At 66.9% G+C, this 17768-nt stretch carries 13 protein-coding genes; 11 read left to right on the top strand and 2 right to left on the bottom strand.

Features of this window, described 5'->3' with window-relative positions; all coding sequences use genetic code 11:
* Positions 1-75: 75 nt before the first annotated feature.
* From MLP_RS07390 to MLP_RS07355, 9 genes are all read left to right on the top strand, one after another.
* Entirely contained in the window at positions 76-2262 is a 2187-nt protein-coding gene (locus MLP_RS07390) for an alpha-galactosidase (RefSeq protein ID WP_049804490.1), read from the top strand.
* Positions 2263-2314: 52 nt separating this feature from the next.
* Positions 2315-3583, top strand: coding sequence for an ABC transporter substrate-binding protein (locus MLP_RS07385; RefSeq protein ID WP_013862416.1), 1269 nt, complete (start codon positions 2315-2317; stop codon positions 3581-3583).
* A 33-nt stretch (positions 3584-3616) separates the two neighbouring features.
* On the top strand, positions 3617-4558 hold the full coding sequence (locus MLP_RS07380; protein WP_013862415.1) for a carbohydrate ABC transporter permease: 942 nt from the start codon (positions 3617-3619) through the stop codon (positions 4556-4558).
* Positions 4559-4562: 4 nt separating this feature from the next.
* A complete protein-coding gene (locus MLP_RS07375) occupies positions 4563-5405 on the top strand; it encodes a carbohydrate ABC transporter permease (protein WP_070100462.1) in 843 nt (280 codons plus the stop codon).
* The gene (locus MLP_RS29435) at positions 5402-5737 is read left to right on the top strand and encodes a GntR family transcriptional regulator (protein ID WP_013862413.1); all 336 of its coding nucleotides are present in this window, start codon (positions 5402-5404) and stop codon (positions 5735-5737) included. Before MLP_RS07375 ends, MLP_RS29435 begins: the two co-directional genes overlap by 4 nt.
* A gap of 38 nt (positions 5738-5775) precedes the next feature.
* Entirely contained in the window at positions 5776-6468 is a 693-nt protein-coding gene (locus MLP_RS07370) for an L-ribulose-5-phosphate 4-epimerase (protein WP_013862412.1), read from the top strand.
* Entirely contained in the window at positions 6465-7964 is a 1500-nt protein-coding gene (gene araA, locus MLP_RS07365; protein WP_013862411.1) for an L-arabinose isomerase, read from the top strand. The genes MLP_RS07370 and araA overlap by 4 nt, the downstream gene beginning before the upstream one ends.
* Before the next feature lie 3 nt (positions 7965-7967).
* Entirely contained in the window at positions 7968-9554 is a 1587-nt protein-coding gene (locus MLP_RS07360) for a xylulokinase (protein ID WP_013862410.1), read from the top strand.
* Positions 9555-9723: 169 nt separating this feature from the next.
* A complete protein-coding gene (locus MLP_RS07355) occupies positions 9724-11016 on the top strand; it encodes an HNH endonuclease signature motif containing protein (protein WP_013862409.1) in 1293 nt (430 codons plus the stop codon).
* 29 nt (positions 11017-11045) lie between these two features.
* On the opposite strand, the gene MLP_RS07350 is transcribed toward MLP_RS07355, so the two are convergent.
* Both MLP_RS07350 and MLP_RS07345 read right to left on the bottom strand, forming a co-directional pair.
* Positions 11046-13175 carry a glycoside hydrolase family 36 protein gene (locus tag MLP_RS07350; protein ID WP_013862408.1) on the bottom strand — a complete coding sequence of 710 codons (2130 nt, stop codon included), beginning with the start codon at positions 13173-13175 and terminating at the stop codon, positions 11046-11048.
* Positions 13172-14221, bottom strand: a complete 1050-nt coding sequence (locus MLP_RS07345; RefSeq protein ID WP_013862407.1) for a LacI family DNA-binding transcriptional regulator — start codon at positions 14219-14221, stop codon at positions 13172-13174. The genes MLP_RS07350 and MLP_RS07345 overlap by 4 nt, the downstream gene beginning before the upstream one ends.
* 226 nt (positions 14222-14447) lie before the next feature.
* On the opposite strand from MLP_RS07345, the gene MLP_RS07340 reads away from it, so the two are divergent.
* Entirely contained in the window at positions 14448-15791 is a 1344-nt protein-coding gene (locus MLP_RS07340) for an extracellular solute-binding protein (protein WP_013862406.1), read from the top strand.
* A 198-nt stretch (positions 15792-15989) separates the two neighbouring features.
* The gene (locus MLP_RS07335) at positions 15990-17507 is read left to right on the top strand and encodes an alpha-amylase family protein (RefSeq protein ID WP_013862405.1); all 1518 of its coding nucleotides are present in this window, start codon (positions 15990-15992) and stop codon (positions 17505-17507) included.
* The last annotated feature ends 261 nt before the right edge of the window (positions 17508-17768 follow it).

Raw genomic sequence — 17768 nt, 5'->3', positions numbered from 1 at the left:
CATCAGGTTACCGCAGGTCCGTTCTGATCAACGTTTTCATACACGCGCTTTGTCTCATCTGAGGTGATGCTCCGCATGTCCATGCCGGCTCTGATCGATGATCCGCTCGCCAGTTGCGAGCGAGACTCCGGTGGCGAGGCGCTGCTGACCTGGTCCGCCGGTCTTCAGCTGCTCCTCGACATCCGCCCCGACCGGCCGGTCACCGTCATCGGGATCGCGGGCGACGACCCACTCACTCCGTCGACCGCCAGTCAGCCGCTGGTCGAGCTGATGATCACGGGCGAAGGACGCGCTCGGACGACGACACAGTTCACCAACACCGGGGTCGGCACCCGGCTGCGGTACGCCGGCCACCGGATCTCCCGGGATGATCACGGGCAGACTCTGGAAGTCGTCCAAGCCGAGCCCCGGGACGGACTGGTCGTGACGACCACCTTTCGCGGCTCCGTCGACGCCCAGGCAGCGCGGGTGACCACCACCGTGCGCAACACCGGTTCGACGCCGGTCGTGGTCGAGGCGATCTCGTCCCTGGCCGTCGGAGCGGTCCTGGTGCAGGGCGAGTCAACCCATGACCTGGTGCTGTACCGCGGGACCGGAGAACAGCTGGCCGAGAACCGATGGAGCGCCACGCCGCTGTGGAGCCAGACCGGCTTGGCCGATTTCAACTCCGCCCATCACAACCAACCAGGGCGGGGTGGTGTGACCGCCGTCAGCACGTCGACCTGGTCCACAGCTCGGGCCCTCCCGACCGCGGCACTCGTGAATCCCGTCACCGGCCGATCACTGGCCTGGCAGATCGAGCACAACGGAGGCTGGCGTTGGGAGATCGACAACGTCCGCGACGGCGAGGAATCGGTCTCGGTGATCTTGCTGGGGCCGGAGGACCTCGACCACCAGTGGAGCCTGGAGCTGAAGCCTGGTGAGGAGTTCACCACCGTGCCGGTCTCCATCGCCGTCGCGGACAACGGATTCGAGGACGCGCTCGCGCAGCTCACCGCGCACCGACGCTGGCTACGCCGCGAGAATTCCACCCCCGCTCGCTCCTCCTTGCTGGTCTTCAACGACTACATGAACACCCTCAACGGCAACCCCACGACCGCTCGGCTGCTGCCGCTCATCGAAGCGGCGGCCGCGGTGGGCGCCGAGTGCTTCTGCATCGACGCCGGTTGGTACGACGACAGTGAGCAGGGTGACTGGTGGACGACCGTTGGCGAGTGGATACCCTCCGCCCGGCGATTCCCCGATGGTGGTCTGGGCCGGGTCATCACCGCGATCCGCGCCGCCGGGATGAAGGTCGGTCTGTGGCTCGAGCCGGAAGTCGTCGGCACCCACAGCGATCTCGCCCGTGCCCTGCCTGACGAGGCCTTCCTGCAGCGGCACGGCCGCCGGATCGCCGAGCACGGACGCTACTTCCTCGATCTGCGCCATCCCGCTGCGCGTGCGCAACTGGATGCGGCGTTCGACCGGCTGATCACCAGCCTCGGGATCGACTTCTTCAAGCTCGACTACAACGTGACCCCGGGCCCGGGCACGGATCTTGCCGCATTCTCGGTCGGCGCCGGACTCCTCGGTCACAACCGCGCCCACTTGCAATGGTTCGCCGAACTGCGCCGACGCTACCCACGGGTGATCTTCGAGAACTGCAGTTCGGGCGCCATGCGGGCCGACTTCGCGATGTTGGAGCTCTTCGACCTGCAGTCGACCTCCGACCAGGAGGACTTCCGGCTGTACCCGGCGATCGCGGCCGGCGCGCCGGCGCAACTGCTGCCCGAGCAGGCCGGCAACTGGGCCTACCCGCAGCCGTGGATGTCTGATGAAGAGATCGCGTACACGATGGTCACCGGTCTCAGCGGCCGACTCTATCTGTCCGGCTTCCTCGACCGGATGACCGAGGCACAACGTCGACTGGTCGCCGCGGCTGTGAGCCTGTCTAAGCACGATGTGCGCGATCACGTCGCGGCCGCCGCACCCCGCTGGCCCGCCGGGCTTCCGGACTGGTACGCCGACCACGTCGCCCTCGGCCTGGTCGGCCCCGACCGCACCCTGCTGTACGTGTGGCATCGCGGCGATGCCGACAGCCGCATCTCACTCCACCTCGGATCGCTCCCCGACGGATCGCCGGTGACACCTGGCGATCTGACCGAGCTCTACCCCCGACAACTCCGCCCATGGTCCGTCACGAGCGGGCCCGCCGACACGGTCGTGCTCCAACCCGGAGTCACCGAGTGCTCGGCACGCGTCTACGAGATCCAGCACCGCTGATCACCCGAACACCACCGATCACCCGAGTCACAACCATCAGCAAGGAGAGGCAATGAAGCACCTACGAGCAGGGCGATGGGCCAAGACGGCCGCCATCGCCGCAGTCACCGCGATGCTCGCGGTCACCGGCTGCAGCCGCGCCCCGTCGGGCGGCGGCGGGGACACCTTGGAGTTCTTCCTGAACATGGGCGCGGACACCCCGCAGCACAAGGTGATGACCGAATTGATCGACACCTATGAGCAGCAGAAGGGCGTCACGATCAACGTCACCCAGGCGTCGACCGACTACGAGGACCAGATGAAGGTCCGGCTTGCCGCAGGCAATGTCCCCGACCTCTTCTCCACCCACGGCTGGTCGCTGTTGCGCTACAGCAAATTCCTCGAGCCGCTCACCGATCAGCCCTGGGCCAAGGATGTCAATCCCGCCTTGGACTCCGCCATGCGGGATGCCGACGGGAACATCTTCGCCTTCCCGGGCGAGACAGATGTCGCCGGTCTTCTGTACAACGCCGACGTGCTGTCCGGCGCCGGGGTCGACCCGTCCAAGGTGACCACCTGGGACGACTTCGATGCCGCGGCAAAGGCAGTCGCGGACAAGGGCAAGACGCCGATCTACTCGAGCGGGAAGTCCCAGGGTCCAGCCGGGCACATCGCCGACTACCTGGCCATCGACGCCTACACCCGACCCGAACTCGACCAGCTCAAGGCCGGCACCTTCGTCACCGAGCCGTACACCGGACTGCTCACCCGGGTCGAGACCTGGCGCAAGAACGGCTGGTTCAACAAGGACTACACCTCGGCCTCCCAGGACGACATGGCCCGCGCTTTGGCCGACGGCGCCACTGGCTTCGAGTTCATGCAGACATCGGTGCTCAGCCAAGCGCTGACCTACAACCCGGACGCCAAGATCGGGTTCCTGCCACTGCCACCCACCACCGGTGACAAGCCCTATCTGGTCGGCGGTGAGGGCATCGACTCCTTCGGGGTCTCCAAGACCAGCACCCACAAGCAGCAGGCGCTCGACTTCCTCACCTTCTTGTCCCAACAGGACAACGCGGCCAAGCTGGCTGAGGCCACTGCCTCGGCACCCGGACTGAAGTCGGTCAAGGTGGACTTCGGGCCGCTGGCATCCAGCTTCGAGACCTACGTCACCCCCGGCACCACTCCGGTCCAGGCCTACTTCGACCGGGTCTACCTGCCCAACGGCATGTGGAACACCATGGTCGCCACCACCGATTCGGTGATCTCCGGCCAGGGCAGCGTCAACGCTGCCGTCGATCAGATGAAGCGTCAGTTCGAGACGCTCTTCGGCCAGCAGTAAGCCCCACCAGCGCCTTCGAGGAAGAAGTCTGCGATGACCAGTGCTCTGCAGCGGTCGGCTGCGCAACCACCGACCGCACCTCCTGCCCCAGCCACCGCCGGCCGCGCCCGACGGTCGGGGAGCTACATCAATCTCATGTACATCCCCGCCATTGTCTTGTTCGCGGTCTTTGTGCTCTATCCACTGATCCAAGGCATCGGGCTGGCCTTCACCAACTGGGACGGCTACTCCCCTGACAAGAAGTTCGTCGGTCTGGACAACTTCGCCCGGCTGTTCACCGACACGACCTTCCTCACCGCGCTGCGCAACACGCTGCTGTACGGGTTCGGTTGCACCGTACTGCAGCAGATCCTCGGACTGGCGCTCGCCCTCGCGCTCGACGGCGGCGGTCGGCTGCGCACCGGCGCCCGAGCCATCATCTATCTCCCCGTTCTGGTGTCCCCGGTCGTCATGGGCATGATGTACTCCTTTCTCTTCCAGTACGACCGGGGCGCTCTGAACGACATCCTTGTGTCCATCGGCGTCCCCCGGGTCGCCTGGCTGAGCAGCGGCGCGGGCGCGGTCGCGATCATCATCTTGATCAACACCCTCCAGTTCGTCGGCTTGTCGATGGTGATCTATCTGGCCGGACTGCAGAGCATCGGCACCGAGGTGTACGAGGCAGCTGAGATCGATGGGGCCCGTGGCTGGAAGCTGTTGACGACGATCACCATCCCGTTGCTCCGGGCGTCGTTCATCTCCAGCATGATCATCAACCTGATCGGCGGCCTCAAGTTGTTCGACGTCATCCAAGTCCTGACCGGCGGCGGCCCCGGCTACGCCTCACACTCGGTCTCCACGCTCATCGGTCGCACCTACTTCGGTCAGCAGGCGGCCGGATACGCCTCGGCGATGGGCGTCGCGCTCTTCATCCTGATCGCGCTGGTGTCGGTCTTCCTCGTCGCTCGGATGGATCGCTCCGGAAGGGATGCCTGAAACCATGACCAGCCAACGCATCGCGCGTACCTCATCCGCGCTGACCTCGACCAAATGGGTCTTCCTCGCGATCGTCGTCGTCGTCCAGTTGACGCCCTTCTATCTGGCCGTCACCACGGCATTCAAATCGATCACCGATCGGTCCTCACTGTGGATTCCCCCGATCGGCGATGCCACCCTGGACAACTTCCGCACCGCGATGACCGAGGGGCACCTGGTCTGGGCCATCGAGAACGGGCTCGTCGTCACGATCATCGGCACCCTGCTGACCTGCGTCGTCGGCGCGATGGCGGCCTATCCGCTGGCTCGCCGGACGTCCAAGCTGAACAGCGTCGTGGGATTGGCCATGCTCGGCATGCTGATGGTGCCACCCCTGAGCATCCTGGTGCCGCTGTACACGATGCTCGCCCGAGTCGGTCTGCTCAACACCTTCGGCGGCATCATCTTGGTGCTGACCACTCTCCAGCTGCCGTTGGCGATCTTCTTGTTCACCCAGTTCATGCGGGGTCTGCCCAACTCCTTGGAGGAGGCGGCATCGATCGATGGCGCCGGATTGTTCACCACCTTCGTGCTGGTGGTGCTGCCCTCCCTCAAGCCGGTGATCGCGACTGTCACGATCCTGACCGCGACCAACGTCTGGAACGAGTTCGCGTTGAGCTCCTACATCTTGACCACCCCGGAGATGCGCACCCTGGCCCCAGCAGCCGCCAGCTTCTTCTCCGCCCAGGGCAACAACTTTGGCGCCGCGGCTGCCGCCGCCCTGGTCGGGCTGCTGCCGATCCTGATCGCGTACCTGTTCTTGCAGAAGTACTTCGTCAAGGGCGCCCTCGCCGGGGCCGAGAAATGAGGACCGCTCAGCTGAGCAGCCATCGGCGCCCCGACTGGTGTCTGCCGCTCGATCACGCCAGTCCGGTTCCGCTGTGGGCCCAGATCGAGTCCCGACTGGCCGGCGCCATCCGCGAACACCGACTGACAGCAGGAGAGCGACTGCCGGCGGAGCCGGACCTGGCACGCGCGCTCGGGATTTCGCGTAATACCCTTCGGCAAGGACTGCGCCGACTCAGCACGTGCGGCGTCTTGGTTCGGGCCCCCGGCTTCGGTACTCGGGTATGCGCACAGCCCACCGAAGTCCTGCAAGGCCTACCGATACCCGACCTCACCCCGACAGCGAACTGGTAGCCGTCGGCGAAATCTCCTCGGAAAGGAGTCAAAGCACGGTGACTCTCACCTCAGACCTGGCCGACACCGTCGCCACAATCCGCGCAGAGGTCGCCCACCTGCACGCCGAACTCCCCCGCTGGGGTCTGGTGGTGTGGACCGCCGGGAACGTCTCGGCCCGGGTGCCAGGTCACGACCTGCTGGTCATCAAGCCCTCTGGTGTCGGCTACGACGAGCTGACCCCGGAAGCGATGGTGGTCTGCGACCTGGACGGCAATCTGGTCGACGGCGACCACTCCCCGTCATCCGATACCGCCGCGCATGCGTACGTGTACAAGCATTTGCCGGAGGTGGGTGGCGTGGTGCACACGCATTCCACGTACGCCACCGCGTGGGCGGCACGCGGTGAGCCGATCCCGTGTGTGCTGACGATGATGGGCGATGAGTTCGGGGGCGAGATCCCGATCGGCCCGTTCGCGCTGATCGGCGACGACTCCATCGGCCACGGGATCGTCGAGACCCTGCGCAACCACCGTTCGTCGGCGGTGTTGATGCAGAACCACGGGCCGTTCACCATCGGCCCGACCGCCAAGGCTGCGGTCAAGGCCGCGGTGATGTGTGAGGAGGTCGCCCGCACTGTCCACATCGCCCGCCAGCTCGGGGAGCCGATCCCCATCGATCCCGACAAGATCGTCGCCCTGTATGAGCGGTACCAGAACGTCTACGGCCAACCGGAGGTAACTGACCGATGAGCACCAACCCGACCTGCTGGTTCCTCACCGGAAGTCAGGGACTGTACGGTCCGGAGACCCTCGCTCAGGTCGAGCAGCAGTCCCGAGCACTGGTCGACCAGCTCAACGACGCCGGCACGCTGCCGCTGCCGATGCAGTGGCAGCCGGTCCTCACCGACGCCGCCGCGATCCAGCGGATCATCCTGGCCGCCAACGCCGACCCCGACTGCGTCGGGCTGATCGCCTGGATGCACACCTTCTCGCCCGCGAAGATGTGGATCAGCGGACTGGCTGCCCTGGCCACGCCGTTCCTGCATCTGCACACCCAGGCGAATGTCGGCCTGCCGTGGGCCGAGATCGACATGGACTTCATGAACTTGAACCAGGCCGCGCACGGCGACCGCGAGTTCGGGTTCATCACCGCCCGTCTCGGGGTCCGGCGGACCATCGTCGCCGGTCACGTCAGCGACCCGACCACGCAGGCCCGGATCGCCGGCTGGCAGCGGGCCGCCCGCGGCATCGCCGCCGTACGCAGCCTGAAGCTGGCCCGTTTCGGGGACAACATGCGCAACGTCGCAGTGACCGAAGGCGACAAGGTCGAAGCCGAGCTCCGGTTCGGGGTCTCGGTCAACACCTACGGCGTCAACGACCTCGTCGAGCATGTCGAGGCGGCCGGACCGAGCGAGGTCGACGAGTTGATCGAGCAGTACGCCGCCGCGTACGACATCGCACCCGAACTGCAACCCGGCGGGGACCGGCACCAGTCGCTGCGCGACGGCGCCCAGATCGAGGCCGGGCTGCGGTCCTTCCTCACCGACGGCGGCTTCGGTGCGTTCACCACCAACTTCGAGGACCTGGGCGGGCTGCGTCAGCTTCCGGGTCTGGCCGTGCAGCGGCTGATGGCGGACGGGTACGGCTTCGGCGGCGAGGGCGACTGGAAGACCTCGGTGATGCTGCACACCGTCAAGGCCATCGGCGCCGGCGCGCCGGGCGGCACCTCGTTCATGGAGGACTACACCTACCACCTGGGCCCGGGCACCCCGAAGATCCTCGGCGCGCACATGCTGGAGGTCTGCCCCAGCATCGCCGCCGACCGCCCCCGGATCGAGGTCCACCCCCTCGGCATCGGCAACCGGGACGACCCCGTGCGTCTCGTCTTCGACGCCGCGCCCGGTCCGGCCACCATCCTCGGGATCTGCGACCTCGGCGACCGTTTCCGGCTCGTCGTCAACGAGGTGACTGTCGTGCCGCCCGACGAGCCACTGCCCAAACTGCCGGTCGCTCGCGCCGTCTGGGAGCCGCACCCGGATCTGGCCACCTCGGCCGAGTCCTGGATCGCCGCCGGTGCGCCGCACCACACGGTGCTCTCCACCGCCGTCGACACCGACCAATTGATCGAGTTCGCCAACCAGCTCGGTATCGAGCTACTGGTCATCGATGGTTCCACCACGCGACGTGACTTCGCCGACCGGATCCGCTGGAACCAGGCCTACTACCGCCTCGCGCAAGGACTGTGACACGTGGCAGCTAATGTGATCGCAGGCGGCCAGACCGCCCTGGGTATCGAGCTCGGCTCGACCCGGATCAAGGCCGTCCTGATCGGCCCCGATCACCAAGTGCTGGCGACCGGCAGTCACGCTTGGGAGAACCAGTTCGTCGACCGGCTGTGGACCTACTCCTTGGGGTCGGTGTGGACAGGAGTCCAGGACTGCTACGCCGCCCTGGCCGCCGACGTCCGCGACACGTACGGCCTGGAGCTGACCACCGTCGGCTCCCTCGGGATCTCGGCGATGATGCACGGCTATCTCGCCTTCGACGCCGACGGCGAACTGCTGGTCCCGTTCCGGACCTGGCGCAACACCAACACCGGACCCGCGGTCGACGCGCTCAGCGCGGCATTCGAGCACAACATCCCGCACCGCTGGAGCATCGCCCACCTCTACCAGGCCGTGCTCGATAGCGAGCCGCACCTCGAGTCGGTGGCACACCTCACCACCCTGGCCGGATACGTGCACTGGCAGCTCACCGGCGAACAGGTCCTCGGCGTCGGCGACGCCAGCGGCATGTTCCCGATCGACACCGAGGCCGGCACGTACGACGCCGCCATGATCGCCACCTTCGACACTCTGGTCGCCGACCGCGGGTACGACTGGCGGCTGGCCGACCTGCTCCCCACCATCCGGATCGCCGGCGACCAGGCCGGCACGCTGACCCAGACCGGCGCCCGGCTGCTGGACCCGACCGCCACGCTGCAAGCCGGTGTCCCCCTGTGCCCACCCGAAGGCGACGCCGGCACCGGCATGGTCGCCACCAACGCCGTCGCCCCACGCACCGGCAACGTCAGCGCCGGCACCAGCATCTTCGCCATGGTCGTCCTCGAACACCCACTGAGCCGGGTCCACCACGAGCTCGACCTGGTCACCACCCCCGCCGGAGACCTCGTCGCGATGGTCCACTGCAACAACGGCGCCAGCGAGCTCAACGCCTGGGCCAGGCTGTTCGCCGAGTTCGCCACCGCCATCGGCGCCGAGATCGACGCCAGCACGGTGTTCGAGACCCTGTTCCGGGCCAGCCTGGACGGGGCATCCGACGGAGGCGGACTGCTCGCGTACAACTATCTGTCCGGCGAGCCGATCACCGGGCTCGCCGAGGGCCGGCCCCTATTCGTCCGCACCCCCGACAGCCGCTTCGACCTGGCCACCTTCATCCGCACCCACCTGTGCGCCGCACTCGCCACCCTCCGGATCGGCATGGACGTCCTGCAATCCGACGAGCACGTGGCCTTGGACACCATGTTCGCCCACGGCGGCCTGTTCGCGACCGAAGGTGTCGCCCAGCGCTACCTGGCCGCCGCCATCGACACCCCCGTCTCGGTCGGCGACACCGCCTCCGAGGGTGGCGCCTGGGGCATCGCCGTGCTCGCCGCCTACCTCACCCGGAAGCTGCCCGGCCAAACCCTGGCCGACTATCTGGCCGACGAGGTGTTCAGCGGCGCGGAACTGCTCACCCTGGACCCCGACCCGGCCGACCGCGCAGGTTTCGACACCTTCCTCCAGCGCTATCTCGCCGCGCTGCCCGTCCAGCAAGCCGCCGTCGAACACACCTGACGACGCGAGAAAGAGCAGGCTCATCGAGAAGGAGCTGGCCTCATCGAGAAGGAGCAGTTACATCCCGATTCTCGATCTTGGGATGTAACTGCTCCTTCTCGAGGTGGTTCAGGCTTCGGGGGTCCATCACACGTTCGAAAGTGTCAGTGGTCTGCTTTAGCGTGGAGACATGTCAGCAGCACAGGTGTTCGAGTCGATCGAGGTGGTCGACGACACGGTGCTGCGCCTGCGCGAAACCGGCGCTTGGCTGGTCGCGCTGGTGGAGGGACGCGACACCGGCGAGCCGGTGAGCGAGGCGGTACGGATCGATCGGATCGCGGCCCTCGAACGGCTCCAAGCCAGTCTGGAGGCGGCGAAGAGTGTGGAGATGGTGGCGTTCGCACGGTCGCGAGCGATCCGGCAGGTCACTCAAGGCATCCATCCGAAGAAGTCCGAGCGCGGCATCGCCGACGAGATCGCGCTAGCCTGTCGGGTCTCCCCGACCGAGGGGTCTCGCCGTCTCCATGCGGCCCGGGATCTCGTTCTCGATATGCCCGCGACGCTCGATCTGCTTGCTCACGGCCAGATCAACGCGGGCACCGCCCGTCGAGTCACCGAACAGCTGTCCCACCTCGACCGGAGCGCTCGCAGCCAAGTCGATGCCGCCCTCGCCAAGCAGCACCTGGACCGCAAATCCCCGAAGGAGGCCGCCGCCGCGGCCCAACGCGCCGCGTATCGGGCCGACCCGGTCGGATCGACAGCCCGTGCCGCCAAGGCGCGGAAGGACCGCCGGGTCACCCTCCGGCCAGCACCCGACACAATGAGCCTGCTCACCGGGCTGCTGCCCGTCGAACAGGGCGTCGCTTGCCTCGCGGCCCTCAACGAGGCAGTCCGCCAAGCCAAAGCCACCGGCGACGATCGCACCAGGGGCCAGATCATGGCCGACACCATGGTCGCTCGCCTCACCGGGCAGGAATCCGCCGAGGACACCAAGGCGGAGGTCGGCATCGTGATGCCGCTCGGATCGCTACTGGATCCTGACGACCCCACGCCCGCCGATATCCCCGGCTATGGCCCGATTCCGGCGGGGCTCGCTCGGGAGCTGATCGAGAACGCCAAGGCTCGCGGCTGGTGGCGGCGACTCTTCACCCGACCCACTCGTGATGGCGGGCAGCTGGTTGTGGACCTGGACCAGCGGCGACGCCGGTTCACCGGCTGGCTGGCCGAACTCATCCGGTGGCGGGATTGGACCTGCCGCGATCCCTACTGCGACGCGCCGATCCGGCACCTCGATCACATCCGGCGACACTCCGATGGCGGCCCCACCAGCGGAACGAATGGCCGTGGCGTGTGCGAACGCGGGAACTACGTCCGAGAACTCCCCGACTGGACCGTACGCGTTCTCGACTCGGACACGCACACGGTCGAAACCACCACACCCACCGGGCACACGTACGTCTCCAACCCGCCCGAACCGCCGTGACTCAAGACGCGCGCCACGGACCGGTGCGGCTAACGAATCTCGTAGACCCGGGCACTCGGGCCAGGCTGGCCGGGAGTCGCCCGCGCCACGCCGCCAGGCGCGGTCTGGAGTGACCAGGGTCTCAGCCGAAGCGGATACCGTTCGATCAAGTCGACCGAGCCGGGCTCTCGACCCAGATCCAGCTCGAACGTGTCCGTGGCACCGCCACGATGCCACACGAACAGGTAGCGGTGCTCGGGCGAGTTCAACTGGAGCGCCAGGTGGATTGCGTCCCACGCCGGTAAGCCGGCCGGCCAGCGTGGCACCGAGCGCGCGGTCGAGCCACGGATGCGCTTGAACAGCGCGACCGCGTCGGCGACCAGCCCGAACTGCGGGGCTGACATGCGGTCGAGAAAGCCGGACAGATAGAGGCGACCGCTGAGCCCGGTGACCATCGTGTACGCGATCGACTCGTCGTCCATCCAGGCCTGCGGGTACGCCCAGTTGCCGGCCTGCTCGGGCAGCAGCTGCACCGGCGCCCCGGCGGCGATCGCCGGGTATTCGCGGTAGTTCTCGTTGTCCGAGGTCGATTGCAGATCGAAGTGTTCGAGCATGCCGAAGTCGGCGCGCATGGCTCCGCCGCTGCAGTTCTCGAACAGCACGCTGGGATGCCGGCTGCGCAGTGCAGTGAACCAGGCCAGGTACGCACGGTGGTGGGCGAGCAGGCCGGCGCCGACCGACGGAGCGTCGACATCGGTGCCGGGGCCGGGCTGCACGTTGAAGTCGAGCTTGAAGTACTGCACTCGAAGCCCGCGGATCAGGCGATCGAAGGTGGCGTCGAGATACGCCCTGGCCACCGGGCTGCGCAGATCGAGGAAATAGCGCCCGTTGTCGACGACACGTTGGCCGCCCAGTCGCAGGAACGCCTCGTCGGGCAATCGTGAAGCGGTCGGGCTGTTGATCCCGACGACCTCGGGCTCGAGCCACAGACCGGGCTGCATGCCGGCCGCCTTGATGGCGGTCATCACGCGCTCGATCCCACCGTTGGGGAACCGGTGGGCCGACGGCAGCCACTCACCGACCGTGTCCCACCAAACCGGCGGGGAGTCGAGGGTGGCGACACGAGTGACGTTGTCATCGTCGTACCAGCCGGCGTCGATGCAGAAATACTCGGCCCCCGCTCGTCCGGCTGCGGCGATCAACGGCAGCAGCCGTGCTGTGGTGGGATCCCCGTTGAGGGTGGTCATGTAGTCGTTGAAGATCAGCGCCGGCGGTTGATCGGCGGCTGTGACCCGGCGCAGCCATCGCCGGTGACGGGTCAGGATGGCGATCGCTCCCTCGAAGCCATCTCGGGAGAAGGCGAGCGACGCATGGACCGATCGGAACTGATCACCCGGCTCGAGGGGCAACTCCCATTCGTGGTCCCGCTTCTCCGGGCCCAGCAGGACGAGTCCGGCGGTCCCGGCTGGCGCCTCGCCGAGCCGATCGAGCTCCCAGCGCCAGGCGCCGTTGTGCTCGAGCTGCCAGGCGACGGATTCTCCGGTGAGGCTGTTGACGAGCACGCCGGTGGGCAGGTTCAGCTGGGTCGAGCGGCTCGATGTGCTCACGGCCTCGTAGCCGGAAACCGTCTCGCCAGGGACATAGGACGCGGGGGTGAACTCGTGGTCGCTGTCGTCCCACAGCTGGCGACGGGTCCAGCGGTTCTCGTGCAGCGACGCACCGGATCCGGAATAGAGGGCCAGATCGGCGTCGCCGTCAGCCGCGGCGATCGGTACGCCGGCGAAGGTCGACAGTGCCTGGACCACCACGGTGCGTGGCCCGGGATTGACCACGGTCGTCCAGGTCCGGAAAGCGTCGAGGTGTGGTGCCGACTGCAGATGAGACACCACGACCAGCCCGGACTCCGCATCGATCTGCTCGATCTCGAGCTTCGCACCGTCCTCGGACGGGCCTACCCGGTGATCGCGATACCTCAGCCGTTGGCCGGCGGTCGTGCGGACGAATTTGGCCCTGGCCGGTGAGTCGCCGGCCAGCACCAGCTCGACGAGGGGCAGTTCGAGGTCGCGCGAGCCACCAGAGCGGAACACCGACACCGGCCGGCTGTCCTCGGTGGTGAAGTGGAGAGTGCAGGTGCCGGCGGCCCACTCGACGTAACCGGACGACACGTCGGAAGCTGTCATGGTCGCGGCGCCGTGCTGGATCGAACGACGAGTTCGGGTTTGATGCGAACGTGCTGCGGCACGGCCGGCGCATCGATCAGAAGCTGGATCAAGGTGGTGGCGATTTGTTCGGAATGCTGACGAATCGAGGTGATACCCGTGGCGCCGAACGAGGTGAGCGGAGAGTCGTCGAATCCGGTGACGGCGACGTCGTGGCCGGGGGTGAGTGCCAAGTCACGTACCGCGAGCACCGTGCCGGCCGCGACCGCGTCGTCCGCGCAGACGATCGCGGTCGGCGGTGAGGTCGAGGTCAGCAGCCGGTGGGCGGCGGCAGCACCGAAGGGAATGTCCACCTGGGTCGCGATGATCCGCGAGCCGGCCAGCGATCGGTCGAGGCCATGCCGCGCGCAGGCAGCGCGATAGCCCATCAGGCGTTCCTGGGTGACGACATCGTCGTTGTCGCAGCCGATATAGGCGAGTTCGGTGTGACCGGCCGCGACGACATGGTCGACGGCCAGTTCGACACCGGCGGCGGCGTCCCCGTCGACCCAGCTCCAGGGGACATCCGGTCCGGCGGCGGTCTGACCGTAGCTGACGAACGGGATGGTCCGGTTGGCCAGTTCCTCGGGCCGTACGTCGTCGGTGGACATGTTGGCGATGACGAAGCCCGCGACCGAGCGACCATAGTAGAGATCCTCGTAGGCATCCAGATTGTCCTCATCGGCCTTCTCCGCCAACAGGGTGAGATTGCGATCCCGGGCCTGGCAGGCCAAGGCGAGATCGTGCAGGAACTCCCCCATGTACTGGCTACTCGGATCCGAGTGGGACGAGAGCGAGTACCCGATCTGCCGGGGCTCGGTCAGGCGGAGACTCCGTGCCACCAGGTTGTTGCGGTAGTTCAGGTCCCGCATCGCCTTGCGGACCTTGAGCCGGGTCGGCTCGGCGACCATCTCGGGTCGGTTGATGACGTTCGACACCGTCATCGTCGAGACGCCTGCCCGGGCCGCGACATCGGTCATGTTCGCCAGCCGCTTGGCCGTGGCCCCGCGCGCCGCAGACTCGCTCATCCGAGACTGTCTCCTCGTATACGGCTGGTGCAAGCCCAGCGCCGATGGGAAATCCAGATCTTGTCTTGACAAGCTCCGCTACTCGATTTTAGCCTTACAACTGCTGTCTTTTAACCTTATAAAGGCGAGATCGACACCGCAAGAGTTGCGATCGGGCAGCGCCAGACCTCACAGCAGCAGTCGTCGCAGGTCAGTCTCGGCCTGTGTCCGGAATCAAGGAGGATCCGTGAGCGGAGCGTTCGATCGGTCGCTGACCAGGCGCAACATCTTGAGGGGCACGGCACTGGCCGGGCTCGCGGTCGGCGGCGGGGGCCTCTTGTCGGCCTGTGGCAGCGGCTCGAGTGGTACGCCCGGTGCCGAGAACGAGAGTGCCGGCACGGTCGGCACCGGCGGGACCGTCACCTGGGCGTCGTGGGCCAACCCGGGCGAGGCCGAGCGGTTCAAGCAGATCAGCAAGGAGTACGAGGCCAAGTACCAGACCAAGGTCACCTGGCAGCTGGTGGTCGGTGACTACATGACGAAGCTGTTGACCCAGCTGGCCGGCGGCGCGGCGCCAGACGTCTTCTACGTCCCCGACAACGGCATGGCGAAGTTGATCGAGTCCAAGACTGTGGTCGACCTCACCGAGTTCGTCAACAAGCCGGACTCGCCACTGAAGCTCTCCGACACGTACGAGAGTCTGATGAACTGGGTGAAGCCGCTCGACGGAGACGGGATCTATGGTCTGCTCCCCGACTGCAACCCGTTGGTCTTCTGGTTCAACAAGGACCTCGTCGCAGAGGCCGGACTGAGCAAGACCCCCGCGGAGCACTTCGAGGCAGGCACCTGGACTCGCGACGCCGCCGACGAGTTCTTGACCAAGATGAAGACCACCGGCAAGCGCGGCATGGTGCTCGAGGCCGGCGCGTTCAGCCCGATGAGCAGCTGGATCACCAGCCTCGGCGGCACCGCCTTCGACGAGGACAACAAGGCGGTCTTCAACGAGGACCCGAAGGCGCTGGAGACACTGGAGTGGCTGTGGGAGGGGATGGCCGCCGACAAGATCACCTTCGGCGGCACGCTGCCGAAGGGACAGGGCATCGACGCGCTGTTCTACGGCCAGCAGTTGGCGAGCTGCCAGATGGGTCGCTGGATCCTGCCCAACCTGCGCAAACTCAAGTTCGGCTACGACATCGCCCCGTTCCCCTCTGCCGACGGCAAGAGCTTCGGACCATCCCTGGTGGCGATGGCGGCAGTCGGGGTGAACAGCAAGGCGAAAGATCCCGAGGCGGCCATGTGGTTCGCGACCCGGTTCTGCAACAAGGACGGGCAGCAGGCACGACTGAGCGGCGGTGGCAACGCCGTCGCTTCGGTCACCGGTCTGGACGAGATCGTCACCGAGGGTGGTCCCGACCACGGCTCCTGGTTCAACGACGTCGCCAAGGCTGGCTACGGCATCCCGCTCGTCATCGCGTCGAAGCCTGCCGTCTCGGCCAATCTCGCCACCGAGATCGACAAGTCGATCAAGGCCGGCGACAGCGCCAAGAAGTTCGCCGACAAGATCGCCGCCTATATCAACAGCGGCGGCTGACACCAGGCCCCGGTGGCCAGTCAGGGCAGAATCGGCACGTGAGCATCACCACCGCACCGACGACAGCACCCAGCCTCGAGATCGAGGTTCGAGAGCCGGATCTGATGCTGGCGCAACGAGAGCCGTACGGAGGCTGGGAGCGGCCCGAGTCCGCCGGTGCCGACATCACACTCACGCAGGTCGGCGCAGGGTTGAGGGTTGAGGGTCGAGGTCGAAGCGCCGGGCGGCCTCGCGCGGATCGGGCTGCGATGGAAGCAGCCGCTGCCGGCCGGCGCAATGGTCGTCGGCGATGCCTGGGAGCGGACCTACGGCGACCTGGAATGGCGTGGTGTCAGACCTGAGCGCCCGTTGCCATGGCTGTATCTGGCTCACGATCGTGCGACCGGCCAGACGTCCGGTGCGGGGGTCGAGGTCCGCGGCGGGACGTTCGCGTTCTGGACCGTCGACACCCAGGGCGTCTCGTTGTGGCTCGACCTCCGGGCCGGTGACAGTCCGGTGCAGCTCGGTGGGAGGCGACTGCACGCGGCGACGATCCGGGCAGTTCGCGGCGTCGAGCGGCCGTTCGCCGTCCAGAGCGCGCTGACCGGGCTGTTGTGCTCGGATCCGCTGCTGCCTGACACCCCGTTGGTCGGCGCCAACAACTACTACTACGCCTATGGCAAGGGCTTCGATGCCACCGCGGTGCTGCGGGATGCCCGTACGATCGCCGAACTCGTCGGCGATCACCAGGTGCGGCCGTTCGGCGTGGTCGACGAGGGGTGGGGTCAGGGCGGGGCGGCGGACGGTCGCATCGTGTCGGCGGGGCCGTGGCATCGGCCGCGTCGACCGCAGTTCGGTGAGATGTCCGAGCTCGCCGATGGTGTTCGCGCCGAGGGCGTACGACCCGGCATCTGGTATCGCCCTCTCGCCCTGGAGTCGCCTCCTGCCCGCGGCGCCAGCACACCCCGCGACGACGCGTACGCCCTCGATCCCTCTCACCCCGCGACCGTCGACCAAGTCAGCGAGGACATCGGCCGGTTCGTCGAGTGGGGCTTCGAGCTGATCAAGCACGACTTCTCGACCTACGACGCCTTCGGCCGATGGGGGTCGGCGATGGGTCCCTCGATCACCGGTCGTCCCTGGCTCCCCGCCAGTGAGTCCGCACCGCTACGCGGCTGGGCACCGGCAGACGACAAGCTCACCAACGCAGAGGTACTGGTCCGCCTGTACGACACCATCCGCGCCGCGGCCGGGGACGCGGTCCTGCTCGGCTGCAACGTGGTCGGTCATCTCGCCGCCGGGCTCACCCACGCTCAGCGGATCGGCGACGACACCTCCGGTCTGATCTGGGAACGCACCCGTCGCGTAGGGATCAACACACTGGCCTTCCGCCTCGCCCAGCACAACCGGTTCTTCACCGTCGACGCCGACTGCGTGCCCAGCACGTTGCACACCGATTGGCACAAGAACCGCCAGTTCCTCGATCTCGTCGCTCGCTCGGGCACCGCCTTGTTCGTGTCCGTCGACCCCGCGTCTCGGACCACTCAGGTCGACGACGATCTGTCATCAGCGTTGCGACTGGCGCTCGACGGCGGCAATCCCGGCGGCGTGGAACCACTCGACTGGCTGCACACCACCACCCCCGAGCAATGGCGCTGCGGCAGCGACATCCTCACCTATGACTGGCTTGCCGAGATCGGTGCCGATCCCTTCGAGTGGGCCGAGAACAACACCTGACGAGTGTCGGACCTCCACGGCATGCTCTGTGAGGTGGGCGCCCAGTTCTTCATTGATGAGACCAAGGCCAAGAGCTACGTGGTCGATCGTTGAACTTGCGGCGCAGAAACACGCCACCAATCTCGTCCTTGACCTCGACGAGACCCTCGTCGCGCGAGACGCCCGCGCCATCTCTGCAACAGCGCGAGCACTCAAGGAGACCTCGATTACCTACAGCCACCAGTCGCTTGCTTCACAACCATGCTGGCAATCCCTGATGTG

The organism is Microlunatus phosphovorus NM-1 (genome assembly GCF_000270245.1).
Classification (GTDB): Bacteria; Actinomycetota; Actinomycetes; order Propionibacteriales; family Propionibacteriaceae; genus Microlunatus; species Microlunatus phosphovorus.
The sequence above is the reverse complement of the archived record's forward strand: the minus strand, read 5'-3'. Positions and strand labels throughout refer to the sequence as shown.